Raw genomic sequence first — 25,706 nt, forward strand, 5'->3', positions numbered from 1 at the left:
GAACTCCTTGAGGTGGGGGGCGAGATCAGCCGGAAAGCCCGGTAAGCCGAGAAGGCCGGGAAAGGCCGGCAAGTTCGGACAGAGGGCCGATGCGGTACAGGACCTCGGGGTCGTGCGAGCCGTGGGAGTCGTGCGGGTTGTTCGGGCTGTTCGGGTTGTTCGGGAACTGACCCGTGTCGAACAGCACCTCGCGCTCGACGGTGGCGCCGTGGCGCTCCGCGAACGAGGTGAACAGCCGCTCCGAGGCGGTGTTGCCGGGGGCGATGGTGGTCTCGACGGTGGTGAGCCCCTGCTCGGCGCCGACCCGTCGGGTCAGCCCGTCGAGCAGCGCGGCGGCGAGTCCGCGCCCCTGGTGGTCGGCGTCGACGGCCACCTGCCAGATGAGCAGGGTGTCCGGCCGGTCCGGCCGGACATACCCGGTGACGAAGCCGACCGGGCATCCGTCGGGGTCCCGGGCGACGGCCGAGGTGGCGGCGAAGTCCCGGCACCACAGCAGATAGCTGTACGACGAGTTGAGGTCGAGAACCTTCGAGTCCCGGGCGATCCGCCACAGCGCGGCCCCGTCGGCAATCGCCGGGCGGTCAATTTGCAGGTCTGTCCGTGCTGCGCTCATGCAAATTGAACTTACCGAGAGAAAATCAAAAATGCATCGCGGATCGGGGTTCCGCGCAGGTGTGGAATATGTTATTCCGGGAGCGCGAGAATGCCCGCTATGTCCAGTAAATAATCAGACAAAGCGGGCGCATTGTTGAGTGAGTCACAATCACGCAATTCACTCAAGTCGTTCGCATAACCTTTGCGTTTAGGTCGATAAAAAGCGGGCAGGGGAATGCGGGAAGCTACCCGCAACTTCCCGCAATTTAATTAGCCAGTTTCAGCGCGTATTCACGAGAAATTCGCGACCGCGTGCCGCCGGGCCGCTTCGGCGTCCACCATCAGCCCCCGGTCCGCCAGCGCCGCGCCCAGTGCCGCCAGACTCCCGAGTACCGCCTCCGGGGTCGCGTCCGCCCCGTAGTGGTTGACCCGGATCATCTCCTTGGCCAGCGCGCCCCCGCCCGCCGCCAGCGGCAGCGCCGGATCGGCGGCCAGCGCGCTCGCCACCAGCTCCGACGCGACAACCCCGGAGGGCGCCCGCAGGGTCGTGGCGACCGGCGCCGCGTCCTCGGCCTCGTACACATACGGCTCAAGGCCGCCGCCCAGCGCGAGCGCTCCCGCCCGGGTGGCCGCCGCCGCTGCGGTGTGCCGGGCGATCACCGTGTCGAGCCCCGCCGTCTCGATCCGCTCGACGCACGCCTCCAGCGCGAGCATCTCCAGCTGGGCGGGAGCGTGCGGGAGCATGCGCCGGCCGCCGTCGATCCACCGCTCCTTCCAGTCCAGCAGCGAGAGGTACGACCGCCGGGGCGCCCCCGGATTCGCCGCCATCCGCGCCCACGCCCGCTCGCTCACCGACACCACAGACACCCCGGCAGGCCCGCCCATCGCCTTCTGTGCCCCGATCACGCACAGGTCGACACCCCACGCGTCCGGCAGCACCGGCTCGGCGCCGACCGACGCGACGGCGTCGAGATAGAAGAGGGCGCCGTGTTCTCGTACCACCTCGCCGATCTCCGCGACCGGGTTGGTGTTGCCGGTCGCCGCCTCCGCGTGCACCAGCGAGACGAAGTCGATCTCCGGGTGCTCGGCGAACGCCGCCCGGATCTGCGCGGCCGTGACCGCCGCGTGGAAGGGCACCGCGAGATCGACGACCGTGGCGCCGCAGTCCCGCAGCCAGTCGCCGAACGTCTGCCCGTAGGGGCCCGTGACGACGTTGAGGGCGGTCGTGCCAGGGCCCGCGGTTCCCCTGATGGCGCCCTCCAGGGGCAACAGCGCCTCACCCTGCATGATCACGACGTCCTGCTCGGTGGAGAGCAGCCGAGCCACGCGGTCCTCGATCGACGCGAAGCGAGCGGCGGTCAGTGGCGCCAGGTCCAGGAAGGGGTGCGTGGTCACGGTGGTGCTCTCTTCGGATCGCGGGGTAGGGAAGTCGAGTCGAGACTAACCGCGAGGCCGCGCAGCCTCGAAAGCGCAGGTCACATGGCGTCACAACCATAGTAATGATTTGAGATAGTCAAACCTTTCCTTATAATCAGAACCCACAGTCCCCCCACAGGAGGTCCCCTTGAACACGGTCCTCGGACGACGGTCCCGCATGCTGGCCGCCACCACCGCGACGGCCGGGCTCCTGCTCGTGGCCGGCTGCTCCTCGGACGACGGCGACAGCGCCTCGAAGACCGCCGCCGGCGGGGTCGAACTCGTCAAGGGCGGTCAGCTCACCGTCTGTACGCACCTCCCCTACCCGCCCTTCCAGTCGGAGATCGACGGCAAGGTGCAGGGCTTCGACGTGTCGCTCGTCGACCTCGCCGCCAAGAACCTCGGCGTGAAGCAGGAGATCCTCGACACGCCTTTCGAGAACTTCAAGACGGGCGCCTTCCTCAACGCGGACCAGTGCGACCTCGGCGCGGCCGGCATGACCATCACCGAGGAGCGCAAGAAGAACGTCGACTTCTCCGACCCGTACTTCGCCGCGACGCAGGCCGTCCTCGTCGACAAGAAGAGCGGCATCACTTCCGTCGCGGACCTCAAGGACAAGAAGGTCGGCGCCCAGGCACAGACGACCGGCGAGGACTACGCCAAGGGCAAGGATCTCGACCCGGTCTCCTTCGAGTCCTCCGACGCCGTCCTCAACGGCCTGCGCACCGGCCAGGTCGAGGCCGTGATCATCGACTACCCGGTCGTCCAGGGCTGGCTCAAGACCCCGGCCAACGCGGACGCCTTCAAGGTGGTGGACAACCTCAACACCGGTGAGCAGTACGGCTTCACGGTGAAGAAGGGCAACACCAAGCTGCTCGCCGCCCTCAACAAGGTGATCACCGACGCGAAGGCCGACGGCACGTACAAGAAGCTGTACGAGCAGTGGATCGGCCCGTACGACGAGTCCGCCGCCGCTCCGTCCGCGTCATGACCGACGCCTCCGCGAAGCAGGTACAGCCCCGTAAGCAGGGGTTGAGTCGCACTCAGAAACGCGCGCTGTCCCGTGGCGCCCAGTACGCGCTGTTCGTCGCGGCCGTCGTCGCCCTCGCGGTCTCGGCCGACTGGGCCCGTCTGAAGAACCAGTTCGCGCAGGTGGACCTGGCCAAGCAGATGTTCCCGGAGATCATCACGCTGGCCCTCAAGAACACCGTCCTCTACACCCTGTCGGGCTTCGTCTTCGGCCTGGTGCTGGGGATGGTGATCGCCCTGATGCGGCTGTCGCCGGTGGGCCCCTACCGCTGGGTCGCGGGCATCTACATCGAGATCTTCCGTGGCCTGCCGGCTCTGCTGATCTTCATCTTCGTGGGCGTGGCGGTGCCACTCGCCTTCCCCGGCACGGAGATTCCGGGCGGGACGTACGGCAAGGTGGCGCTGGCACTCGGCCTGGTGTCGGCGGCGTACATGGCGGAGACGATCCGCGCGGGCATCCAGGCGGTGCCCAAGGGGCAGATGGAGGCGGCCCGTTCACTGGGCTTCTCGCACGCGCGGGCCATGGTCTCGATCATCATCCCGCAGGCGTTCCGTATCGTGATCCCGCCGCTCACCAACGAGTTGGTGCTCCTGTTCAAGGACTCCTCGCTGGTGCTGTTCCTCGGCGTCACCCTGGAGGAACGTGAACTGGCCAAGTACGGCCGTGACTTGGCAAGCCAGACCGCCAACTCCACGCCGATCCTGGTGGCTGGCCTGTGCTATCTGCTGGTGACGGTGCCGCTGGGCTTCGTCGTACGACGGCTGGAGACGAAGGCGGGGGAGGAGACCAGATGAGTGACGGTACCGAGGACATGAGTGTGCCCGAGATCGAAGTCCGGGACCTGTACAAGTCGTTCGGCGACAACGAGGTGCTGCGCGGCATCGACCTGGAGATCGGGCAGGGCGAGGTCGTGTGCGTGATCGGCCCGTCCGGGTCGGGCAAGTCGACCCTCCTGCGCTGTGTGAACCTGCTGGAGGAGCCGACGAAGGGCCAGGTCTTCGTCGGCGGTACGGAGGTCACGCACCCGGACGTCGACATCGACGAGGTCCGCCGCCGTATCGGCATGGTCTTCCAGCAGTTCAACCTCTTCCCGCATCTGACGGTGACGCAGAACCTGACGCTGCCGCAACGCCGGGTACTGAAGCGGGACAAGGCCCAGGCCGCGCGGGTGGCCGCGGAGAACCTGGAGCGGGTGGGCCTCTCGGAGAAGGCGGACGCGTACCCGTCGTCCCTCTCCGGCGGCCAGCAGCAACGGGTCGCCATCGCGCGGGCGTTGGCGATGGGCCCGGAGGTCATGCTCTTCGACGAGCCGACGTCGGCACTCGACCCCGAGCTGGTGGGGGACGTACTGGCGGTGATGCGCAGGCTGGCGAACGAGGGCATGACGATGATGGTCGTCACGCACGAGATGACGTTCGCCCGCGAGGTCGCCGACCGGGTCGTCTTCATGGACGGCGGAGTGATCGTCGAGGAGGGCACCCCGGACCGGGTCATCACCAACCCGGCCCACGAACGCACCCGCCACTTCCTCTCCCGCCTGCTGGACCCGGCGATGGCGGACGTGGAGGAGGAATCGGCACAGGAGGAATCGGCACAGGCGGAGGATGAGAAGCCGCGGCGGCCGAACTAAGGTGCCGTCCATGAGCGATCAGGCGGTGTTGCGGGTCAAAGGGCGGGTGCTGGTCGGCCCGGAGGAAATCCGTGACGAGGTGTGGGTGGTCGGCGGCAGGATCACGTACGACCGACCGCCCGGCGCCCGTGACATCCGCACGGTGGAGGGCTGGGCGCTGCCCGGTCTGGTCGACGCGCACTGCCATGTGGGCCTGGGACCGGACGGCACGGTGCCGCAGGACACAGCCGAGAAGCAGGCGCTGACCGACCGGGACGCGGGCACCCTCCTCATCCGGGATGCCGGCTCACCGTCCGACACCCGCTGGACCGACGCCCGCGAGGACCTCCCGAAGATCATCAGGGCGGGTCGGCACATCGCCCGCACCCGTCGCTACATTCGGGGCTTCGCGCACGAGATCGAGCCGGACGACCTGGTGGCGTACGTCGCACGGGAGGCCCGGCGCGGCGACGGCTGGGTGAAGCTGGTGGGCGACTGGCTGGACCGAGGCACCGGCGATCTCTCCGCCTGCTGGCCGCGCGAGGAGGTGGAGGCGGCGATCGCGGAGGCCCACCGTCTGGGCGCGCGGGTCACGGCCCACTGCTTCGCGGAGGACTCCCTGCGGGACCTGGTCGAGGCGGGCATCGACTGCGTCGAGCATGCGACGGGCCTGACCGAGGACACGATCCCGCTGTTCGCCGCACGCGGCGTGGCGATCGTCCCGACCCTGGTGAACATCGCGACGTTCCCGAACCTCGCGGCAGCCGGCGACGCCAAGTTCCCGGCATGGTCGGCCCATATGCGCCGCCTGCACGAGCGTCGCTACGACACGGTGCGTTCCGCGTACGACGCGGGGATCCCGGTGTACGTCGGCACGGACGCGGGGGGCACGCTGCCGCACGGGCTGGTCGCGGCGGAGGTGGCCGAGCTGACCAAGGCCGGTATCCCGCCGGTCGAGGCGCTGTCGGCGACGACATGGGGCGCGCGGGAGTGGCTGGGGCGGCCCGGTCTCACGGAGGGGGCGGCGGCGGACCTGGTGGTGTACGAGAGCGATCCGCGGGCGGACGTACGGGTGTTGGGGGCGCCGTTGCGGGTGGTGCTGAACGGGCGCGTCGTGGGGTGACCCGGGTGAATGCGGTGAACATCCGTGGCGTGGGATTCGAAGATCTGCGCGGAAACCCCTCGTAGGAGTGAAGTCCCGTCAGATTGCTGACCGTTGACGTCCTGTACGTAATTCTTACCGGGTCCCAAGCGTGTCTCTTCCGAGGGGTCCCCAACCGTGAACGCCAACAACTTCCGCATGCCCGCACGCAGTCTGGTCACCGTCGCGGCAGCCACGGCCCTGGTGGCCGCCGGTCCCGCGGCCCTGGCCCACGCGACGGAGGACCAGGGCCGCGCGAGCGCGGTCGTCCTCCGCACCGGGCTGAACGTGTCCCTCCTCAACAAGAGCGTGAACGTCCCGCTCGCGGTCGCACTGAACGAGGTGGAGGCGCCGCAGAGCGCCCAACAGACGGCGCTGACCGCCACGTTGGACGGCGTGGACGGCGGAAAACCGTTCACCGTGCTCGGCGCGGAGGTCGCGGAGGCGAAGGCTGCGGTGTCGGACGGCAAGGCGGAGGCGTCGACGAAACTCGCGCACGCCAAGCTCCACGTGCCCGGCCTGCCGTTGTTGTCCCTGATCGAGGTGGAGCAGGTCACGTCGAAGGCGACCTGCGTGGCGGGAGAGAAGCCGGTCGCCTCCTCGAACCTCCTGGGTTCGGTGACGGCTCTCGGGAAGAAGGTGACGCTGACTCCGAGCGGCCCCGTCGAGGTGAAGGTGCCAGGAGTCGGCGAGGTGCGCCTCGACCTGTCACAGACGGAGACGACGACCCGTACAGCGGCGGCGACCGCGCTCGAACTCAAGGTGTCCGTCAACCCGTTGGACCTCAACGTGGCGGAGGTCGAGGGCACGGTGACGCTGGCGAAGGCGACGTGTGAGGCACCGGCGGTGCAGGCGGAGCCGACGACGCCGACGAAACCGGCACCGGAGGTGAAGCCGCAGGGGGCTCCGGCCGAGGCGGGGCTCGCGCAGACGGGCGGCAGCTCGATGACGCCGTACCTCGTGGGCGGGGCGGCCGTGTTGCTGCTGGCGGGCGGAGGAGCGGTCGCACTGGCCCGCCGAGGCAAGAGCTGACGCAGGGGGTGTTTCCTCGCCCCCGCCGCCCCTACCCGTCCCATCCTGTTCCTGGGGGCTGCGCCCCCAGACCCCCGCTTCGGCCCTGAAGGGCCTCGTCCTCAAACGCCGGACGGGCTGGGTATTTCAGCCCCTCCGGCGTTTGAGGAGCGGGGTCTGGGGCGGAGCCCCAGAAGGATGGGACGGGTAAGGGCGGCGGGGGCGAAGAAACTCACCGCCCCGCCAGCGTCACCGCCCGATCGAACGCCTGCAGAAACCCGTTCACCGTCACCCGATTTCGCACAGCCACCCGCAGCCACTCCTCCCCCAGCCCAGGAAACGTGTCCCCCCGCCGCACCGCGTACCCCAGCCCCCGCAGATGCCCCCGCACCGCAACAGCCTGAGGCACCCGCACCAGCACGAACGGCCCCTCCGCCGGAGTCACCACCCGCACCCCGTCGGACCCGAACTCGGCGAGCCCGGCGACAAGATGAGCCCGGTCCGCGGCGATACGCCGCGCCCCCTCCTCCGCCTCCGCCAGCGCCGGCCCGGACACGCACACCTGCGCCGCGGCCAGCGCCGGCGTGGACACCGGCCACAACGGCTGTGCCCGCTCCAGCTCCGAGACCGTCTCCGGCGCCGCCAGCACGTACCCGATCCGCAGCCCCGCCAGCCCCCACGTCTTCGTCAGGCTCCGCAGCACCACGAGCCCGGGCACGTCCGTACGCCCGGCCAGCGCCTCCCGCTCACCCGGCACCGCGTCCATGAACGCCTCGTCGACCACCAACGTCCGCCCAGGACGGGCAAGCTGGATGAGCGAGGCCGTCGGATGCAGGATCGACGTCGGGTTCGTCGGGTTGCCGACCACCACCAGGTCGGCGTCGTCGGGCACGAGCGCCGGGTCCAGCCGGAACCCGTCCGCCGCCCGAAGCAGCACCCGGTCCACGCTGTGCCCGGCATCGCGCAGCGCCGCCTCCGGCTCCGTGAACTGCGGGTGCACGACCACCGGCCGGCGTACCTTCAGGGCGCGCGCCAGCAGCACGAAGGCCTCCGCGGCCCCGGCGGTGAGCAGCACCCGTTCCACCGGCACCCCGTGCCGGGCCGCCACCGCCGCCCGCGCGGCGCGCCCGTCGGGATACGCGGCGAGCCCGCCGAGCGACCCGGCGATGTGCTCGCGCAGCCAGGCCGGGGGAGCGTCGGCCCGGACGTTCACGGCGAGGTCGATCAACTTGGCGCCGTCGTCGCGCACTTCGGCGTCCCCGTGGTGCCGAAGGTCATGCCCGTCGGTGTTTCCGTCAGTGCGCATGGGAGTGCGAGTGCCCGTGTGAGTGATGTCCATGATGGTGACCATCGTGGCCACCTTCGTCGTCCGGATGGAAGTGCGGTTGCTGAGGCATTCCGACCTTGTCCTCGAAGCCGGGCAGCGCGATCCGGTACACGCACGAGTCGCAGTTCATCCGCAGATCCCCCTGCACGGCCTCCCGGTACCGCTCCATCACCAGGTCGAGCAGCTCCGGCTCCGGACCGATGACGTCGGCGGACCGCACCTCGATCTCCGGGTGGGCGTCGGCCCAGCCCTCCGTCTGCTGCCGCACCCGGTCCGGCAGAATCCCGGTGAACAGGAAGTAGGGCAGGACGACGATCCGCCGCGCACCCAGCTTCACGCACCGGTCGAGCCCCGACGGCACGTCCGGCGCCGCCAGGGACACGAACGCCGTCTCCACACCGGCGTAGCCGCGCCCCTCCCACAGCAGCCGCGCCGCCTTGAGCACCTCGGCGTTGGCGTCCGGGTCGGTGGAACCGCGCCCGACCAGCAGCACGGTGACGTCGGCCCGGTCGGCGGGCGTACGAGCCCCACCGCCCAGCGCCTCCTCCAGCCGCCGCTCCAGCACCGCGAGCAGCGCCGGGTGCGGACCCAGCGGACGCCCGTACGTGTAGGAGATCCCCGGGTGCCGCTCCTTCTCCCGGGACAGCGCCGCCGGGATGTCCCCCTTGGCGTGTCCGGCGGACACCAGCATCAGCGGAACGGCGGCGAACCTCCGTACCCCCCGCTCCACCAGCTCGGTCACGGCGTCACCCAGCGGCGGCGGCGACAGCTCGATGAAGCCGCCCGCGACGGGCAGTTCGGGGTTACGGCGCCCCAACTCCCGTACGAAGTCACGGAACGCCTCGGCCCCGGCCTCGTCCCGGGTGCCGTGGCCGGCGATGAGCAGGGCGGGCGGCGGGGTGGTCACGATGTCTCCTCGGACGGTGAAGTGGGATGAAGCGAAAGGGTGTTGAGAAGGGAGCCGGGCAGCGACGCCGGACAGGTGGTGTTCATCGCCCCGTCTCCTGCCAGCGATACCCGCGAGGCGTGACCATCCGGCCCGCGATGTTGCGGGTCGCGGTGTTGCCGACGGTCACGACCGTCATCATGTCGACCGTCGCCGGGTCGAGACCGGTCAGCGTCGTGACGCGGCTGGACTCGTCGGGCCGTGACGCGTTCCGTACGACACCCACGGGCGTCGTCGGCTCCCGGTGCGCGCCGAGGATGGCGAGCGCCTTGGGCAACTGCCAGTCACGGCCCCGGCTGCGCGGGTTGTAGAACGTCACGACGATGTCCGCCTCGGCCGCCGCCAGCACCCGCCGCTCGATGACGTGCCACGGAGTGTGCAGGTCGGAGAGGCTGATGGACACGTGGTCGTGGCCGAGCGGAGCCCCGAGAATCGCGCCGGCGGCGAGGGCGGCCGTGACGCCGGGCACCCCGACCACGTCGATGTCGTCGGACGCCTCGGCGAGCGCGGGCGACGCCATCGCGTACACGCCGGCGTCCCCGCTGCCGATCAGCGCGACCGCCTGCCCCTTCCGGGCCTCGGCGACCGCCGTCCGCGCCCGCTCCTCCTCGGCCCCGAGCCCCGACTCCAGGATCCGGGTGCCGGGCCGCAGCAGATCGCGGATCTGGTCGACGTACTGATCGAGCCCGACGAGCACGGACGCCCGCCGCAACTCCGCCTCGGCGCGCGGCGTCAGCAGATCCCGCGCCCCCGGTCCGAGCCCCACGACCGCGAGCCGTCCACGCCCCGGCCGCCGTACGACAGCACAGGTCGCCATGGCCGGCGCCCCGTCCGCGCGCTCCGACTTCCTCTTGGGTACGAGGAGTTCGCCCCCGCCGAGCAGCGCGGCAGCCTCCGCCACGGAGGGTGTGCCGACGGCGGCGAGCGGCGCGTCGGAGGGATTCGGCACGTCGACGCCGGCCAACTCGTCGGCGGAGTACGTCACCACGGGCACCCCGAGCCGCTCGGCGGCCCCGACGATCCCCGGCTCGTCCGCCTTCGCGTCGACGGTGGCCAGCGCGGCGACGGACGCCACCGAGAGCCCCGCGTCCGCCAACGCCCCCTCGACCAGCCCGAGTACCTCGTCGACCGGAGCGCCCTTGGAGGCGCCCACACCGACGACGAGGGACGGCGGCCGCAACACGACCACACCCGCACCGTCACCGTCGATCAGCCGGTCGGTGACCCGGATCGTCGGCCCGGCGCCCGGTACCGCACTCCCGGCACCGGACGGCAGCACATTGGGCGGCAGCGCGGGCAGCGGCCAGACCGACTCCAGCTCCAGCGCGACGGGTTCACCGTCGAGCATTGCCCGCGAGACTCCGGCTACATCGCCCTCGACGGGCATCCCGAGGGTGTCGAGCCCCGGCACCCCCACAGCGTCCGTCGCGGTGGTCACCACCGGCTCCGCACCCAGCAACCGGCCGACCGCACGGGCGAGTTCATTGGCCCCGCCACCGTGCCCGCCGACCAGCGACACGGCGAACCGTCCGCCCTCGTCGACGCACACCACTCCGGGATCGGACGCCTTGTCGGCCAGCAGCGGGGCGACCAGTCGTACGACCGCCCCCGTGGCCAGGAAGCACACGAGCTGTGAGCACTCTCCGAACGCGCGCCGGACGGCGTCGGCGACCGGCCCCTCGTACACACGCGTACGGTCGGGCCAGGCGGCGGCAAGCCGATCACGCGCCGCCGCGCCCGCCGCCGTCGCGGAAATCAGGCCGATCACAGAGCATCTCCTTCGCTACCTGTATGGCTGTCCACAGATCTGTCCACAGACCTGTCTGTACGTCTGTCTGTACGTCTGTCTGTATGCGCCGTGGGACGGGTGCCCCACAGCAGGAAAACGGGGTTGGTCGCCGCGAGGCGGGTCACCTCACCCGGCAGCGGTGCGAGCCGGGACGACTGCAGCAGGACGCCGTCGCAGTCGAGTCCGGCGCCGATGAGCGCCGCACGCACGGCCGGGACCCGGTCGAGGGCGGCCATCGCGACCACCACCGTCCGCCGGGCCCGCCCCGCACACGCGGCGACGATCGCGGGCAGCTCGCGCCCGCCCCCACCGATGAACACGGCGTCGGGCTCGTCGAGTCCGAGCCCGAGTCCGAGCCCGAGTTCGGACGGCGAGGGCAGGTCATCAGGCGCGCTCCCCTCCACCACCCGCACGTCGACACCGTGCGCGGCGGCGTTCGCCCGCACCCGCTCCGCCCCGTCCGGCGTCTTCTCGACGGCGACCACGGCCGCCCCGAGCCGCGCGCACTCCACGGCCACGGAACCGGAGCCCGCGCCGATGTCCCAGACCAGGTCGCCGAGGCGCGGCCCCAGCCGGGCCAGCGCCAGGGCCCGTACCTCGAACTTGGTGATCATCGAGTCGCGATGGGCGAACTCCCGCTCATCCAGAGCCCATTGGGCCGGTCCGACGGACTCCCCGGCGACCGTGACACGGACGGGTGCGAGGGCCCGCGCCTCGTCGAGACACAGCACCACACTCACCGCGTCGCCCCAGTCCCGTGCGGCCGCCTCGGCAGGCGTGACCCGCTCGACGCGTTCGAGTTCCGGATCGCCCAACGCCGACGCGACAACCAGGACGCGTGCCGGACCGCCGACCAGGGCCGAGCCCAGTTCAGCGGGTCCGGCACCCGGCCCGGTCAGCACCGCCACCTTGGGCCGCGCCCGGCACACGTTGACCGCCGTACGCGGTTCCCGCCCGTGCGCGCTGACCACCACCGCGTCGTCCCAGGTCAGCCCGGCCCGGGCGAACGCGGCGGCCACGGAGGACACCCCCGGCCGGACATCGAGCCGCCCGGCCCCGAACCGCTCGGCCAGCGCCCGCACGATCCCGAAGAACCCGGGATCACCCGAGGCGAGCACGACAACAGGCCGTTCCTTCCCTACGTACTCCTCGATGGTGTCGAGCGCCGGTGCCAGCGCCCCCAGGACAACCTGCTCGGCCCCCTCCGCCACCGTCACCGATGCCGACACCGTGGCCAGATGCCGCCGGGCGCCCACGACCAGCGCGGCCCCGGCGACGGCGGCCGTGGCGTCCGGCGGAAGCGGCGCCCCCGTCCCCGTACCGATGACGGTGATCACGTACTCGCCCCTCGTTCGCGCAGCGCCCGGCGAGCCGCCGGGTCGGCCTTGCGGAAGCCGTGGAAGTGGCCGGGGTGGTAGAGGTGCGAGCGGGTGCCGCTGGCGTCGAGGGCCGGGCCGATCAGGAACAAGGTGTGCTTCCACAGCTTGTGCTCCTTGACCGTCTCCTCCAGCGTCTCGATCGTGCACCGCACGATCAGTTCCTCGGGCCAGGTCGCCTGGTAGGCGATGACGACCGCCGTGGACGTCGGATAGCCGCCCTCCAGCAGCTCCCGCACGAGCTGTCCGCTGCGGGCGGCGGACAGGAAGATCGCCATGGTGGTCCCGTGCCGGGCGAACTCCCGCACCTCCTCACCCGGCGGCATCGGTGTCTTGCCGCCGCCCAGCCGGGTGAGGATCACGGACTGCGCGACCTCGGGGATGGTCAGCTCGCGCTGGGCGATGGCGGCGACCGCGGAGAAGGAGGAGACACCGGGCACGATCTCGGTCTCGATCCCGATCTCGGCACACCGGTCGACCTGCTCCTGGGTGCCGCCCCAGAGCGCGGGATCGCCGGAGTGGATACGGGCCACGCGCAGGCCCTCGCGCACGGCACGCTCGTACACGGCGACGACATCCTCCAGCGACATGGTCGCCGAGTCGAGGATCTCCGCCCCCTCGCGCGCATGTTCGAGAACCGCCTCCTGTACGAGGCTGGCCGCCCAGATCACGATGTCCGCGTCGGCGATGGCGCGGGCCGCGCGGAACGTCAGCAGATCGGCGGCGCCGGGGCCGGCACCGACGAACGTCACCTTGCCGGTGGGAGCGCCGGTCGAAACGTCGGCCGTGGGAGCCATGGGGCGAGATCCTCTCGTACGGAATGTCGAAAACATCAGTAAGTGTGCGGATGGGTGTGGAGGTGCGCGAAGGCGGGTTGATCGGATAGCAAGGGCACATGGCGGTCTTCGTCGCGCTCGGCGCGTTCCTGATGACGCTGGCCGGCGGCTGGACGGCACTGCGTGTGACCGACCGCCGCCATCTCGTCCTGGGCCTGGCCGGCGGCCTGATGCTGGGCGTGGTCGGCCTCGACCTGCTGCCCGAGGCGCTGCACGCGGCGGGCCGGGAGGTGTTCGGCGTACCGGCCGCGCTGCTGCTCTTCGTCGCCGGTTTCCTGCTGGCCCATCTGGTGGAACGTCTGCTCGCCGTACGGCAGGCCTCGCACGGCGCCGCCGAGGGGACCGGAGAGCACGGCGGCCGGACGCCCCAGGTGGGCCTGACGGCCGCCGCGGCGATGGTCGGCCACAGTGCGATGGACGGCGTCGCGATCGGCGCGGCCTTCCAGGTGGGCGGCGGTATGGGTCTCGCCGTCGCGCTCGCCGTGATCGCCCACGACTTCGCCGACGGCTTCAACACGTACACGATCACGAGCCTGTACGGAAACGCCCGCCGCAAAGCCCTGGCCATGCTGTTCGCCGACGCGGCGGCACCGGTCGTGGGCGCGGCCTCGACCCTGTTCTTCACGATCCCCGAACAGGCGCTCGGCGGCTATCTCGGCCTCTTCGCCGGCGTGCTGCTCTACCTCGCCGCCGCCGAGATCCTCCCCGAGGCCCACCACGAACACCCCACCCACTCGACGGTGCTGTGCACGATCGCGGGCGCGGCGTTCATCTGGCTGGTGGTGGGCCTGTCGGGCTGAGCGGTGGTTCACAACTTGCCGCCCCTGCCGCCGTGGCGTGGCGCGGGCGCGATGAGCGTGGAGAGGTACGGGAGCGGCTCACCGTCGAGTTCGCCGGCGGGCCGGATGGACTCGTCCTCCAGCCCCAGCGCCGACCCCCACACCGCGTCGCCGATCCGCCCGCTCTCCCGCAACGCCTGGACGACCTCCTGTGCCTGCCGCCCGAACTTGTACGCGACGACAGTCCCCGGCCCGCCTAGAGCCTCCTTGAGCACAGCGGCCCCCGCGGTCACGGGCACGAGGGTGAGCGGCTCGGTCCCCTCGGTGAGTACGGCCCCCGACCGTGCCGCCAGATCCTGCATCGCGGTGATACCGGGCACGGTCTCGATGACGGCGGAGGGCACCAGTTCCCCGATCGTGTGGGCGAGATAGGTGAACGTCGAGTACACGTTGGGGTCGCCGATGGTCGCGAAGGCGACGACGGGATGCGCGCCGAGCAACTCGGCGACCCGGGCACCGGCGGCATCCCAGGCAGCCTCGCGCCGGGCATGGTCGGACCGCTCGTTGAGCGCGAAGACGACCCGAACGATCTTCTCGGCGCCCACGTAGTGCAGCACGGTGGCCTCGGCACGCCCCCGCTCAAGGGTGTCCATCACGGGTACGACGACCACATCGGCGGCGCGCAACGCGTTGACGCCCTTGACGGTCACGAGTTCGGGATCACCGGGCCCGACCCCCACACCGACAAGCCTGCTGATGCTCACACCGCTCTCGCTGCTCATGACGTCAGGCACCTCTCCACGAACCGACGGGCGACACCGGGCGCCGACGCCCAGTGCGTGTGCAAATAGCTCGCGTGCACACCGCGCTGTACAAACCCCTCGACCCGCCGGACCGGGGTACGCACGCCCCAAGCCGGTTCCGCCCCCGCCCCGGGCTCGACGACGGTCCGATGAAACTCGTGCCCCCGCATCCGGGTACCGGCCGCCGCGAGCGAACTGTCACTCACGGCCACGGCGTCCCGATAGCCGAGGGTGAGCCGGTCACTCATCCGGGCGGTGGCATCGAGCACCCCGCACATGGGCCGCCCGTCCAACTCCCGGCCCAGATACAGCAACCCGGCACACTCGGCGGCAACGGGCGCACCACTCCCGGCAAGAGCGGCGACGGACTTGCGCAGGGGCTCATTGGCGGACAACTCGGCCCCGAACACCTCGGGAAACCCACCCCCGATGACCAACCCGCGTGTGCCGTCGGGCAGTTGCTCATCCCGAAGCGGATCGAACACGACGACCTCGGCCCCGGCGGCCCGCAACAACTCGACATGCTCGGCATAGGAAAAGGTGAAGGCGGCTCCGCCGGCGAGGGCGATCACAGGTGCACTGGTGTCTCCGCCCGGCACCACCAGCCCGTCCGGCGTTTGAGGACGAGGCCGTTCAGGCCGACAGCGGGGGTCTGGGGGCGCAGCCCCCAGTGGGGGTCCCCCCTCTGGGGGAGGGACGGGTAGGGGCGGCGGGGGCGAGGCTGCATCCTTCAGCGGCTCCGCCGCGGGCAGAACCTCACCCGCATCCCACCCCGCACACGCCAACACCCCCGCACTACGCGCCAACCCGAACAACGCCTCGAGATCGCACCCTTCCGAAACCTGCGCGGCCATGGCCGCAACAGCCGCCACCGCCTCCCCCTGCCGCTCGGCGACCGGCACCAACCCCAGATGCCGAGAAGGCACATCCACCTGCGGAACCCGCCGAAGCACCCCCACCACAGGCACCCCCACCGACTCCAACGCCTCCCGCAGCATCTCCTCATGCCGATCCGACGCGACCTTGTTGAGGATCACGCCCCCGACCCGCACCTCCGGATCCCACGACACGAACCCGTGCACGAGCGCCGCCACGGAGCGGGACTGCGAAGACGCGTCGACGACAAGCACCACCGGCGCCCGCAGCAACTTGGCCACCTGAGCCGTGGACGCGAGCTCACCCTCGCCCGCAGCCCCGTCGTACAGCCCCATCACGCCCTCGACCACGGCGATGTCACACCCGCGCGCCCCGTGCACGAACAGCGGCCCGACCAACTCGGGCCCGCACATGTACGCGTCGAGATTCCGCCCCACCCGCCCGGTGGCGAGCGCGTGATACCCGGGATCGATGTAGTCCGGCCCCACCTTGTGCGGAGACACGGCAAGTCCCCGCGCGGCGAACGCGGCCATCAACCCCGTGGCGACGGTGGTCTTGCCGCTGCCCGAGGAGGGCGCGGCAATGACCAGCCGGGGCACGGACCCGGACGACAGGGATCCGGACGACAGGGATCCGGACGAGACGGAGGCGGACGTCACCACTCGATACCCCGCTGCCCCTTCTGCCCGGTGTCCATCGGATGCTTGACCTTGGACATGTCCGTCACCAGATCCGCGAACTCCACCAGCTTCTCCGGGGCGTTGCGCCCCGTGATCACCACATGCTGATTCCCGGGCCGGTCCCGCAACACAGCGACGACCTCGTCGACATCGACCCACCCCCAGTGCATGGGATAGGCGAACTCGTCCAACACGTACAGCTTGTACGTCTCGGCGGCGAGGTCCCGTTTGACCTGCTCCCAGCCCTCCCGGGCCTTGTCCTCGTTGTCGAGCTGCTCGTCGCGCTGAACCCAGGACCAGCCCTCGCCCATCTTGTGCCAGTCGACGGTCCCGCCCTCCCCGCTGGCCCCCAGCACCCGGAGCGCGTTCTCTTCCCCCACCTTCCACTTCGCCGACTTGACGAACTGGAACACCCCGATGGGCCACCCCTGATTCCAGGCGCGCAGAGCGAGCCCGAAAGCGGCGGTCGACTTGCCCTTCCCGATCCCCGTGTGCACGACGACAAGCGGCCGGTTACGCCGCTGCCTGGTCGTCAGACCGTCGTCCGGCACGACACTCGGCTGTCCCTGCGGCATTACGCGGCCCTCCTCGAAGTCCCCTGCACATCCCTCACCAGACCGGCGATGGAGTCCGCCCGCAACTCGTCGAGCGTCACCGCCGTACCCCCGAGCTCACCCGCGAGCTGACCGGCGAGTCCCAGCCGTACCGGCCCGGACTCGCAGTCGACGACCACGGAGGCGATCCCCTCGGCAGCGAACAGGCGAGCCGCCCGCCCGGCCAGCGCGACCGGCTCCGGGCCACCCGTGGCCCGCCCGTCGGTCACGACCACCACCAGCGCACGCCGGGCCGGATCCCGCATCCGCTCCACCCGGAGCACGTCGTGCGCCTTCAGCAGTCCCGCCGCGATCGGCGTACGCCCACCGGTCGGCAGCGACTCCAGCCGAACGGCCGCCGCGTCCACGGACGAGGTCGGCGGCAGAGCGACATCGCCCGCCGTCCCGCGAAACGTCACGAGCCCCACCTTGTCCCGCCGCTGATAGGCGTCGAGCAGCAACGACAGCACAGCGCCTTTGACGGCACTCATCCGCTGCCGGGCGGCCATCGACCCCGAGGCATCGACGACGAACAGCACGAGATTCCCCTCGCGCCCCTCCCTCGTCGCCTGCCGCAGATCGTCCCGCCGCACCACCAGCCCACGCCCGACCCGCCCCCGCGCCAGCTGATGCGGCGCGGCGGCCTGCACGGTGGCCGCCAGGTGCAGCTTGGTGAGCGCCCCTTGAGGCCGCCGGGACCCTGTCGTCCGCCCCCGCTCGGTACGTGCCCGAGACCGCCGACCGGCAGCACCCTCACCCACACCGGGAACGCTCAGCACCTTGGTACGAAAGGGCTCACCCGCCCGTACGGGCTGCTGCTCGCCGGCACCGGCCCCCGAGGGCTGCGGCTCCCCGCCCTCCCCGCCCTCCCCGGCCTCGGGCTGCGCGCCGGCGTCGTCCCCCTGCGGCCCGTCGTCGGACTCCGGGGCCTGACCACCGCCACCCCCGGGCCCGTCCGACCCAGGATCGGGATCGGGATCAGGGTCCTCGTCCTCACCGTCCGCCCCCGACCCCTGCCCGCCGAACTCCTCCAACGTCTCGTCGAGCTTGTTCTCGTCAAGTCCGGGCGCGTCAAAGGGATTCCGCCGCCGCCGATGAGGAAGGGCAAGCAACGCGGCCTGCCGCACATCCTCCGCGAGCACGTCGGTACGCCCGTCCCAGGCGGCCAGTGCGACGGCGGTGCGTGCCATCACGATGTCGGCGCGCATCCCGTCCACCTCGAAGGCGGCACAGGTGGCGGCGATCTGCCGCAACGCCCCGTCGCCCAGCCGCACGGACGGCAACAGCTCCCGCGCGGCGACGATCCGGGCCCGCACGGCGGACTCCTCATCGGCCCACCGCGCGGAGAACCCGGCGGGATCGTCGTCGTACGCCAGCCGCCGCCGCACGACCTCCACCCGCTGATCGGGCTCCCGCGAGGCCGCGACCTCGACGGTCAGCCCGAACCGGTCGAGCAGCTGCGGCCGAAGCTCGCCCTCCTCGGGGTTCATGGTCCCGACGAGCAGGAACTTCGCCGCATGCCGTACGGAGACACCCTCACGTTCGACGTAGGAGGCGCCCATCGCGGCGGCGTCCAACAGCAGGTCAACCAGGTGATCATGAAGGAGATTGACCTCGTCGACGTACAGAATCCCGCGATGCGCATCGGCGAGCAGCCCCGGCTCGAACGCCTTCACGCCCTCCGCGAGCGCCCGCTCGATGTCGAGGGCACCGACAAGCCGGTCCTCGGAGGCACCGACGGGCAGCTCGACCATCCGGGCGGCCCGGGACTCGTGGGCCCCGGCCTCGTGCGGCCCATCAGGACAGGCCGGGTCGGGCCCGCCGGGATCACACGAGAACCGGCATCCGGCGACGACATCCACCGCGGGCAGCAGCACCGAAAGGGCGCGCACGGCAGTGGACTTGGCGGTGCCCTTCTCGCCGCGCACCAGCACACCACCCACCGCCGGCGAGACGGCGTTCAGCAGCAGCGCGAGCCGCAGGTCCTCTTGGCCGACGACGGCCGTGAACGGAAACGGGGTACTCACTTGTCGTCGCCCTCCAGATCGCCTTCGAGCTCCAGGTAGGTCGCGCGCAACCGCTCGATCGTGTCGGCGTCCGGCTCGGCCCACAACCCACGGTCGGCGGCTTCCAGCAACCGTTCCGTGATCCCGCGCAACGCCCACGGGTTGGACTTCTTCATGAAGTCCCGGTTCTCGGGATCGAAGACGTACTCGGCGCTGAGCTTCTCGTACATCCAGTCGTCCACGACCCCGGCCGTGGCGTCGTACCCGAAGAGGTAGTCCACGGTCGCGGCCATCTCGAACGCGCCCTTGTACCCGTGCCGCCGCATCGCCGCCATCCAACGCGGGTTGACCACGCGCGCCCGGAACACCCGGTGAGTCTCCTCGCCCAGTGTCCGGGTCTTCACCTGGTCGGGAGTCGCGGAGTCCCCGACGTACGCTTCGGGGCTCGCCCCCGTCAGGTGCCGCACCATCGCGACCATGCCGCCGTGGTACTGGAAGTAGTCGTCGGCGTCGACCAGGTCATGCTCTCGCGTGTCGACGTTCTTCGCCGCCACCGCGATCCGCCGGAACGCCGTCTCCATGTCCCCCCGGGCTGCCCGCCCGTCCAGGCCGCGCCCGTACGCGTAACCGCCCCACACCGCGTACACCTCGGCGAGGTCCGCGTCGCTGCGCCAGTTGCGCGCGTCGATCAGCGGCAGCAGCCCGGCCCCGTACGCCCCCGGCTTCGACCCGAAGATACGGGCCGTGGCCCGCCGCCGGTCCCCGTGCTCGGCGGCATCCGCGTCCACGTGGGCCCGTACGAAGTTGGACTCGGCCGGCTCGTCCAGGTCCGCGACCGCACGCACCGCGTCGTCGATCAGCCCGACCACGTGCGGGAACGCGTCCCGGAAGAACCCGGAGATACGGACCGTGACGTCGATCCGGGGCCGCCCCAGCTCGGCCACCGGCACCACCTCGAACCCGGTCACCCGCCTCGACGCGTCGTCCCACACCGGACGGCAGCCCAGCAGCGCCAGGATCTCGGCGATGTCGTCGCCCTGCGTCCGCATGGCCGACGTACCCCAGACCGTCAGGCCGACGGACGTCGGATACTCGCCGTTGTCGGTTACGTACCGCTGTACGAGCGAGTCGGCGAGCGCCTGTCCGACCTCCCAACTCAGCCTGGACGGAATGGCCTTGGGGTCGACGGAGTAGAAGTTGCGGCCGGTCGGAAGGACGTTGACGAGTCCGCGCGTGGGTGAGCCCGAGGGCCCCGCCGGGACGAAACCGCCGTCAAGTGCCTTGAGGATGTGGGTGATCTCGTCCGTCGTACGGGCCAACCGGGGCACCACCTCACGGCAGGCGAACTCCAACACAGCGACGGCTGCCGGTAGTTCGAGCCCCAGCACGTCCCGCACGAGAGCGGGAACCGTCGCGACCTCCCACGCCCGCTCCTCCATGCCCTCCGCGAGCCGCCGGCACAACTGCTCCAGCAGGTCGATCGCGTCGGCGGCCGAACGCGCCGGCCCGTCGACGAGATCCGTCAGCTCGACCGCCAGCTTCACCGGAGCTCCCGGCTCGGCCAGCAACTCCTTCTCGACCAGCCCGAAGTACTCGGCCAGGCAGGCCCGCAGACCAGGCAACGCGTTCGCCTGACCGCCCCACACCTGCGAGGCACGCAGCACCGCCAGTACGAGGTTCACGCGAGGCTCGGCCTCCGGGCCGCCGCCGAGAATGTGCAGCCCGTCCCGGATCTGCACGTCCTTGATCTCGCACAGATAGCCGTCGATGTGCATGACGAACGAGTCGAACGCGTCGTCGTCCGGCTGGTCGTCCACATGCAGGTCGTGATGCAGTTCGGCCGCCTTGACCAGCGTCCAGATCTGCGCGCGCACAGCAGGCGCCTTCGTCGGGTCCAGGTCGGAGACGAGCGCGTACTCGTCGAGGAGCTGCTCCAGCTTCGCCAGGTCGCCGTACGTGTCCGCGCGCGCCATCGGCGGTACGAGGTGGTCCACGACCGTGGCGTGCCCGCGCCGCTTGGCCTGGGTGCCCTCGCCGGGGTCGTTGACGATGAAGGGGTAGACGAGGGGGAGTTCACCGAGCACGGCGTCCGGCCCGCACCCCTTGCTCAGCCCGAGTCCCTTGCCGGGCAGCCACTCCATGGTGCCGTGCTTGCCCATGTGGACGATCGCGTCGGCGCCGAACGAGGACTCCAACCACCTGTAGGCCGCCATGTAGTGGTGGGACGGCGGCATGTCCGGGTCGTGGTAGATCGCGATCGGGTTCTCGCCGAAGCCGCGCGGCGGCTGGATCATCACGACGACGTTCCCGAACTGGAGGGAGGCCAGGACGATGTCGTCCCCGTCGACGTACAGGTTGCCCGGAGGCTCGCCCCACGTCTCCAGCATCCCGTCGCGCATCCCGCTGTCCAGCTTGTCGAACCACGCCCGATAGTCGGCCAGCGGCACACGCGCGGGCGCAGCGGCCAGCTGGTCCTCCGTCAGCCACTCGACGTCGTGACCGCCGGCCGCGATGAGCCGGTGGATCAACTCGTCCCCGTTGTCGGGGTATTCGGTGAGGGAGTACCCGGCGGCGCGCAGCGCGTCCAGCACCCGTACCGCCGACGCGGGAGTGTCGAGGCCCACCGCGTTGCCGACGCGCGAGTGCTTGGTCGGGTAGGCGGTGAAGACGAGCGCGAGCTTCTTGTCCGCGTTCGGCTTGTACTTCAACCGGGCGTGCCGTACGGCGATTCCGGCGACCCGGGCGGCCCGCTCGGGGTCGGCGAGGTACACGGGCACGCCACCGGGGCCGTCCTCCTTGAAGGAGAACGGCACGGTGATCAGCCGGCCGTCGAACTCGGGGATCGCGACCTGCATCGCCGCGTCCATGGGGGAGAGGGCCGCGTCGGACGCGTCCCAGGTGGCCCTCGACGACGTGAGGCAAAGCCCTTGCAGCACAGGCACGTCGAGGTCGGCGAGCGCCCCGATGTCCCAGGCCTCCTCGTCACCGCCGGCCGAGGCCTCCGAGGCGTGCGTACCGCCGGCGGCGAGAACGGTGGCGATCAGGGCATCGGCGCCGGCGAGCAGCTCGTACAGACCCGCGTCCGCCCCGCGCAGTGAACCGCAGTACACGGGAAGGGCGTTGGCGCCCCGCGCCTCGATCGCGTCGCACAGCGTGTCGACGAACCCGGTGTTGCCGCTGAGCTCGTGGGCCCGGTAGAAGAGCACTCCGATGGTCGGACGGCCGCTCTCCCGCGCGTACGAGCCGTGCACCCCGTACTCGGGCATCTTCTGCGGCTCGTCGAACCCCTCACCGGTCAGCAGCACGGTGTCGGACAGGAACCGCGCCATCTCCACGAGGTTGGCGGGCCCGCCCTCGACGAGATAGCGCAGCGCCTCCGCGACCACCCCGGCGGGCACCGACGACTCGGCCATCAACTCGGCGTCGGGAACCGTCTCCCCGCCGAGCAGCACGGTCGGCACACCGGACGTCCTCAGATATGCGAGTCCGTCCTCCCAGGCCCGCTTGCCACCCAGCAGCCGTACGACGGCGATGTCCGCGCCCTCGACGAGCGCGGGCAGCTCCTCCGCGACATCCACCCGGGTCGGATTGCCGATCCGGTACGAGGCACCGGCAGCGGCCCGGGCCGCCAGCAGGTCCGTGTCGGCGGTCGACAACAACAACACTGTGCTCATGCGGGCGCTCCCGGTGGAATGAAAGGCAGTCCTTGCGGCGCGCCCGACTCGATGAGCCGCCAGAGCGCGTCGGTGTCCGCGTGCTGTTCGATGAGATCGCCGAGCAGGTCGAGCTGTTCCTCGCGCAGCCCGGCGAAGGAGGTGTCGGGGGCCGGTACGAAGCGGCGGCCCGCGGCGGCGGCCACCTCGCGCAGGAACGCCCGCCGGAATCCGTCGGATTCGAGCGAGCCGTGCCAGTGCGTACCCCAGACGCTCCCGACCCGGCACCCGTCCAAGAAGGTTTCCCCACCCAGGACTTCCGCGACCCCGTGATGGATCTCGTACCCCTCGACCTCTTCGCCGAGGGCGCTGCCGACGGGCCGGGTGAGGGTCTTCTCGCGGGCGAACCGCACCCTTACGGGCAGGACCCCGAGCCCCTCGACATGGCCCTGTCGGCTCTCGACGTCGTCCTCGATGTGCTCGCCGAGAACCTGGAAGCCACCGCAGATGCCGAGCACAGGTCGCCCCTCGGCTGCCCGGCGCATGATGGCGTCCGCGAGCCCGCGCTCACGCAGCCACGCCAGCGCCTTCACGGTTCCCCGCGTTCCGGGGATGACGACGAGGTCGGCGTCGGCCAGTTCCTCCGGCCGGTCCACGAACCGCACCACGACGCCCGGTTCGGCGGCCAGCGCGTCGACGTCGGTGAAGTTGGACATCAGCGGGACGGCACAGACGGCGACCCGCAGCACGTCCTCCCCGACCGGCGGGGCGACGTTCGACTCCCGGACAGTCCCCCGCAGGGACACCCGCAGCCCGTCCTCCTCGTCGATGCCGAGCCCGTGCCGGAACGGCAGCACGCCGTAGGTCGGCCGTCCGGTGAGCCCGAGCAGCATGTCGAGCCCGGGTTCCAGCAGGCTGACATCCCCGCGGAACTTGTTGACGAGGAACCCGGCGACGAGGGCCTGGTCCTCGGGGGACAGCAGGGCGACCGTCCCGAAGAAGGAGGCGAAGACCCCGCCACGGTCGATGTCGCCGACGACGAGCACCGGGAGCCGGGCGTTGCGCGCGATTCCCATGTTGACGATGTCGGTCCGCCTGAGGTTGATCTCAGCCGGGCTCCCGGCCCCCTCACAGATCACCGCGTCATACGTGCCCCGCAGTTCGGCGAGGCACTCCAGCACGGTCCCGAGAAGTCGCTGCTGCCGCCCCCCGTGCAGCCTTGTCCCGGGGGACACTGCGCCTGACAGCGGCTCCGCCGCGGGCCCAGACCCCCCGAAGAAACCACGCGCACTCATCTCGCCCACGGGCTTCCCCATGAGCACGACCTGACTGCTCTGGTCGCTCCCCGGCTTCAGCAGTACGGGGTTCATGAGCGCCGTCGGCTCGATCCGGCACGCCTGCGCCTGCATGGCCTGCGCCCGCCCGATCTCGGCGCCCTCTCGCGTGACGAAGGAGTTGAGGGACATGTTCTGCGCCTTGAACGGCGCGACCTTGACCCCCTGCCGCACCAGCCACCGGCAGATCCCGGCGGTGACGACACTCTTGCCGGCGTCGGAGGTGGTCCCGGCGACAAGCAGCCCACCACCGAGGCTCCCGCCACTCATGAGGTACGCCCCTTCGTGTTCATTCGCCCGTTCACGCGCCTGCTCATGCCCCTGTTCATGCTCGCGTTCGCGAGGAGCCGCCCGGCGACACTGACACCGAGGGCGAGCCAGGTGACGCGCCGCGACAGCCGTACGGCCCGTTCGACGTCGGGGACGCCGACAGCCCGCCCGGACTCCCCGTTGAGCACGGGCCGATGCTCGACCCGCCCTCCGTAGGACAGCGTCCCGCCGAGCCGAACTCCCAGCGCCCCCGCGAACGAGGCCTCCACGGGCCCGGCGTTGGGGCTGGGATGGCGTCCCGCGTCGGCACGCCAGGCCCGGACGGCCCCACGCGGATCACTGCCGGCGACGGCGGCGAGTACGGCGGTCAGCCGTGCCCCCGGCCACCCGGCGAGGTCGTCGAGCCGCGCGGAGGCCCACCCGTACCGCCGGTACCGCTCAGACCTGTGCCCGACCATCGCGTCAAGGGTGTTGACGGCCCGGAACCCGACCAGCCCGGGCACCCCGCCCAGGGCGCCCCAGACCAGCGCGCCCACCACGGCGTCGGAGGTGTTCTCGGCGACGGACTCGACGACGGCCCGGGCGATCCCGTCGGAGTCGAGGGCCTTCGGATCGCGTCCGCAGAGGTGGGGCAGTCGCTTCCGCGCCCCCTCGATGTCCCCGGTCTCCAAGTACCAGCCGACGGCCCGCGCCTCCCGGCCGAGGGAGGTACCGCCGACCACGGCCCAGGTCGCGGCGGCGGTGAGTACGACGGAAGCGGTACGGGACGGACGTACGACGCGACCGGCCGCCGCGGCAAGGGAGACGGCGCCTCCCACACACACGGCGGTGTGCAGCGCGCCCCAACCCCGGTGGTCCCGCCACAGCACCCGCTCGACGGCGCCGGCGGCCCGCCCGAACACGGCGACCGGATGCCCGCGGCGAGGATCGCCCAGGATCAGATCACCGAGGAGTCCGGCGGTGGCGCCGTACGCGAAGACGCGATCGGCACGCACCGGCTCAGCCGGCCGTGGGGTCGGGCAGCGACCTGGTGCTGTACCTCGGACGGCAGCCGAGCATGGCGATATGTCCTCACTCAGGGTGTCCACGCCCTGGTTCGACGAGACCGGCGGCGAGAGTTCCTGGCTCCCGGGGATACCTACCCCGGTGACAGTGGCGGGACCGCGCCGGATTCGCACCGGCTTCCTCTTCTGCTGCCGTACATGGCTCCGGCAGTCCACCACGGGCCCGGAACACCCGTCAACTTGCCGTTGACCTGGAAAGGAGGACTGTGCTGAGCCCCACACCGCGACCGGATCGGGGCGACGAAAAACGCCCGCCCCGACCGTGACCACCGGTAGGGCGGCCGCGGTCGGAGCGGGCGACGAGGAGGTGTCCGGGTGTCCGGCCGGGTCAGGCCACGATCAGATAGATCCCGTACGCCACCACGGCCGTACAGGCGGCGAAGCACGCGTACGCGCCGGTGACGGCCAGCCCCGCCGACTCGCCCTGCGCTACCGCCCGTTCGCGGCGCGAGAGTCCGACGATGCCCAGGGTGAACACGCCCACCATGGCCACGGTGATGACGAGGCTGACGCCGAAGACGGAGCCGAGGGCTGCCCAGTCGATCTTCATGTTGCTTCCTTCTGCTTCTCGCT

21 protein-coding genes and 1 riboswitch are annotated in these 25,706 nt (G+C 71.1%); of the genes, 6 read left to right on the top strand and 15 right to left on the bottom strand.

The genetic code is table 11. The annotated features are described in order from the left end of the window. Positions 1 to 25: 25 nt before the first annotated feature. Both ectA and G3I71_RS20725 read right to left on the bottom strand, forming a co-directional pair. Entirely contained in the window at positions 26 to 613 is a 588-nt protein-coding gene (ectA, locus tag G3I71_RS20720; protein WP_164316311.1) for a diaminobutyrate acetyltransferase, read from the bottom strand. Positions 614 to 885: 272 nt separating this feature from the next. Further along, entirely contained in the window at positions 886 to 1,989 is a 1,104-nt protein-coding gene (locus G3I71_RS20725; protein ID WP_164316312.1) for an aminotransferase class V-fold PLP-dependent enzyme, read from the bottom strand. Between the two features lie 169 nt (positions 1,990 to 2,158). On the opposite strand from G3I71_RS20725, the gene G3I71_RS20730 reads away from it, so the two are divergent. The 5 genes from G3I71_RS20730 to G3I71_RS20750 all read left to right on the top strand — a co-directional run bounded on the left by G3I71_RS20730 (position 2,159) and on the right by G3I71_RS20750 (position 6,822). Continuing rightward, a complete protein-coding gene (locus G3I71_RS20730; RefSeq protein WP_164316313.1) occupies positions 2,159 to 3,001 on the top strand; it encodes a transporter substrate-binding domain-containing protein in 843 nt (280 codons plus the stop codon). Beyond that, positions 2,998 to 3,834 carry an amino acid ABC transporter permease gene (locus tag G3I71_RS20735; protein ID WP_164316314.1) on the top strand — a complete coding sequence of 279 codons (837 nt, stop codon included), beginning with the start codon at positions 2,998 to 3,000 and terminating at the stop codon, positions 3,832 to 3,834. Before G3I71_RS20730 ends, G3I71_RS20735 begins: the two co-directional genes overlap by 4 nt. 17 nt (positions 3,835 to 3,851) lie before the next feature. Next, positions 3,852 to 4,670 (top strand): amino acid ABC transporter ATP-binding protein, encoded by an 819-nt coding sequence (locus tag G3I71_RS20740; protein ID WP_164316401.1) that lies wholly within the window; start codon positions 3,852 to 3,854, stop codon positions 4,668 to 4,670. Positions 4,671 to 4,680: 10 nt separating this feature from the next. Then, entirely contained in the window at positions 4,681 to 5,772 is a 1,092-nt protein-coding gene (locus G3I71_RS20745) for an amidohydrolase family protein (RefSeq protein ID WP_164316315.1), read from the top strand. 156 nt (positions 5,773 to 5,928) lie between these two features. Next, positions 5,929 to 6,822: an SCO1860 family LAETG-anchored protein gene (locus G3I71_RS20750; RefSeq protein ID WP_164316316.1), complete on the top strand. Its 894-nt coding sequence runs from the start codon at positions 5,929 to 5,931 to the stop codon at positions 6,820 to 6,822. Positions 6,823 to 7,033: 211 nt separating this feature from the next. On the opposite strand, the gene cobC is transcribed toward G3I71_RS20750, so the two are convergent. The 5 genes from cobC to cobM form a co-directional block, all read right to left on the bottom strand. After that, on the bottom strand, positions 7,034 to 8,107 hold the full coding sequence (gene cobC / locus G3I71_RS20755) for an Rv2231c family pyridoxal phosphate-dependent protein CobC (protein WP_164316317.1): 1,074 nt from the start codon (positions 8,105 to 8,107) through the stop codon (positions 7,034 to 7,036). Next, positions 8,097 to 9,035, bottom strand: coding sequence for a sirohydrochlorin chelatase (locus tag G3I71_RS20760; protein ID WP_164316318.1), 939 nt, complete (start codon positions 9,033 to 9,035; stop codon positions 8,097 to 8,099). Before G3I71_RS20760 ends, cobC begins: the two co-directional genes overlap by 11 nt. Positions 9,036 to 9,117: 82 nt before the next feature. Continuing rightward, positions 9,118 to 10,842 carry a precorrin-3B C(17)-methyltransferase gene (gene cobJ, locus G3I71_RS20765; protein ID WP_164316319.1) on the bottom strand — a complete coding sequence of 575 codons (1,725 nt, stop codon included), beginning with the start codon at positions 10,840 to 10,842 and terminating at the stop codon, positions 9,118 to 9,120. After that, positions 10,839 to 12,200, bottom strand: coding sequence for a precorrin-6y C5,15-methyltransferase (decarboxylating) subunit CbiE (gene cbiE / locus G3I71_RS20770; RefSeq protein ID WP_343243015.1), 1,362 nt, complete (start codon positions 12,198 to 12,200; stop codon positions 10,839 to 10,841). Before cbiE ends, cobJ begins: the two co-directional genes overlap by 4 nt. Further along, positions 12,197 to 13,036, bottom strand: a complete 840-nt coding sequence (gene cobM, locus G3I71_RS20775; protein WP_164316320.1) for a precorrin-4 C(11)-methyltransferase — start codon at positions 13,034 to 13,036, stop codon at positions 12,197 to 12,199. Before cobM ends, cbiE begins: the two co-directional genes overlap by 4 nt. 98 nt (positions 13,037 to 13,134) lie before the next feature. Here cobM and G3I71_RS20780 point away from each other — a divergent pair, with 98 nt between their 5' ends. Continuing rightward, complete coding sequence (locus G3I71_RS20780; protein ID WP_164316321.1) at positions 13,135 to 13,875, top strand: ZIP family metal transporter; 741 nt, start codon at positions 13,135 to 13,137, stop codon at positions 13,873 to 13,875. An 8-nt stretch (positions 13,876 to 13,883) separates the two neighbouring features. Here G3I71_RS20780 and cobI read toward each other — a convergent pair whose 3' ends face one another. The 8 genes from cobI to G3I71_RS20820 all read right to left on the bottom strand — a co-directional run bounded on the left by cobI (position 13,884) and on the right by G3I71_RS20820 (position 25,683). Further along, on the bottom strand, positions 13,884 to 14,636 hold the full coding sequence (cobI, locus tag G3I71_RS20785; protein ID WP_164316322.1) for a precorrin-2 C(20)-methyltransferase: 753 nt from the start codon (positions 14,634 to 14,636) through the stop codon (positions 13,884 to 13,886). Next, on the bottom strand, positions 14,633 to 16,147 hold the full coding sequence (locus G3I71_RS20790) for a cobyrinate a,c-diamide synthase (protein WP_164316402.1): 1,515 nt from the start codon (positions 16,145 to 16,147) through the stop codon (positions 14,633 to 14,635). Before G3I71_RS20790 ends, cobI begins: the two co-directional genes overlap by 4 nt. 41 nt (positions 16,148 to 16,188) lie before the next feature. Next, positions 16,189 to 16,788: a cob(I)yrinic acid a,c-diamide adenosyltransferase gene (gene cobO, locus G3I71_RS20795; protein ID WP_164316323.1), complete on the bottom strand. Its 600-nt coding sequence runs from the start codon at positions 16,786 to 16,788 to the stop codon at positions 16,189 to 16,191. Next, positions 16,788 to 18,833, bottom strand: a complete 2,046-nt coding sequence (locus G3I71_RS20800) for a putative cobaltochelatase (RefSeq protein ID WP_164316324.1) — start codon at positions 18,831 to 18,833, stop codon at positions 16,788 to 16,790. The genes cobO and G3I71_RS20800 overlap by 1 nt, the downstream gene beginning before the upstream one ends. Continuing rightward, positions 18,830 to 22,486 carry a cobaltochelatase subunit CobN gene (gene cobN, locus G3I71_RS20805; protein WP_164316325.1) on the bottom strand — a complete coding sequence of 1,219 codons (3,657 nt, stop codon included), beginning with the start codon at positions 22,484 to 22,486 and terminating at the stop codon, positions 18,830 to 18,832. The genes G3I71_RS20800 and cobN overlap by 4 nt, the downstream gene beginning before the upstream one ends. Beyond that, the gene (locus G3I71_RS20810; RefSeq protein WP_164316326.1) at positions 22,483 to 24,069 is read right to left on the bottom strand and encodes a cobyric acid synthase; all 1,587 of its coding nucleotides are present in this window, start codon (positions 24,067 to 24,069) and stop codon (positions 22,483 to 22,485) included. Before G3I71_RS20810 ends, cobN begins: the two co-directional genes overlap by 4 nt. Beyond that, positions 24,066 to 25,064: a cobalamin biosynthesis protein gene (locus tag G3I71_RS20815; RefSeq protein WP_164316327.1), complete on the bottom strand. Its 999-nt coding sequence runs from the start codon at positions 25,062 to 25,064 to the stop codon at positions 24,066 to 24,068. The genes G3I71_RS20810 and G3I71_RS20815 overlap by 4 nt, the downstream gene beginning before the upstream one ends. A 97-nt stretch (positions 25,065 to 25,161) precedes the next feature. Next, positions 25,162 to 25,305, bottom strand: a riboswitch (cobalamin riboswitch). 156 nt (positions 25,306 to 25,461) lie between these two features. Beyond that, positions 25,462 to 25,683 (bottom strand): hypothetical protein, encoded by a 222-nt coding sequence (locus G3I71_RS20820; RefSeq protein WP_164316328.1) that lies wholly within the window; start codon positions 25,681 to 25,683, stop codon positions 25,462 to 25,464. Positions 25,684 to 25,706 lie beyond the last annotated feature (23 nt).

The organism is Streptomyces sp. SID12501, from assembly GCF_010550245.1.
Taxonomy (GTDB): Bacteria; Actinomycetota; Actinomycetes; order Streptomycetales; family Streptomycetaceae; genus Streptomyces.

Bases quoted from the DNA above. Each gene is read 5' to 3' on its own strand.
- G3I71_RS20780 (WP_164316321.1), top strand. From the start codon at position 13,135: ATGGCGGTCTTCGTCGCGCTCGGCGCGTTCCTGATGACGCTGGCCGGC.
- cobC (WP_164316317.1), bottom strand. From the start codon at position 8,107: ATGCGCACTGACGGAAACACCGACGGGCATGACCTTCGGCACCACGGG.
- G3I71_RS20820 (WP_164316328.1), bottom strand. From the start codon at position 25,683: ATGAAGATCGACTGGGCAGCCCTCGGCTCCGTCTTCGGCGTCAGCCTC.
- G3I71_RS20740 (WP_164316401.1), top strand. From the start codon at position 3,852: ATGAGTGTGCCCGAGATCGAAGTCCGGGACCTGTACAAGTCGTTCGGC.
- cobO (WP_164316323.1), bottom strand. From the start codon at position 16,788: ATGCCGCAGGGACAGCCGAGTGTCGTGCCGGACGACGGTCTGACGACC.
- ectA (WP_164316311.1), bottom strand. From the start codon at position 613: ATGAGCGCAGCACGGACAGACCTGCAAATTGACCGCCCGGCGATTGCC.
- G3I71_RS20810 (WP_164316326.1), bottom strand. From the start codon at position 24,069: ATGAGTGGCGGGAGCCTCGGTGGTGGGCTGCTTGTCGCCGGGACCACC.
- G3I71_RS20735 (WP_164316314.1), top strand. From the start codon at position 2,998: ATGACCGACGCCTCCGCGAAGCAGGTACAGCCCCGTAAGCAGGGGTTG.
- cobM (WP_164316320.1), bottom strand. From the start codon at position 13,036: ATGGCTCCCACGGCCGACGTTTCGACCGGCGCTCCCACCGGCAAGGTG.
- cobN (WP_164316325.1), bottom strand. From the start codon at position 22,486: ATGAGCACAGTGTTGTTGTTGTCGACCGCCGACACGGACCTGCTGGCG.
- cobI (WP_164316322.1), bottom strand. From the start codon at position 14,636: ATGAGCAGCGAGAGCGGTGTGAGCATCAGCAGGCTTGTCGGTGTGGGG.
- G3I71_RS20745 (WP_164316315.1), top strand. From the start codon at position 4,681: ATGAGCGATCAGGCGGTGTTGCGGGTCAAAGGGCGGGTGCTGGTCGGC.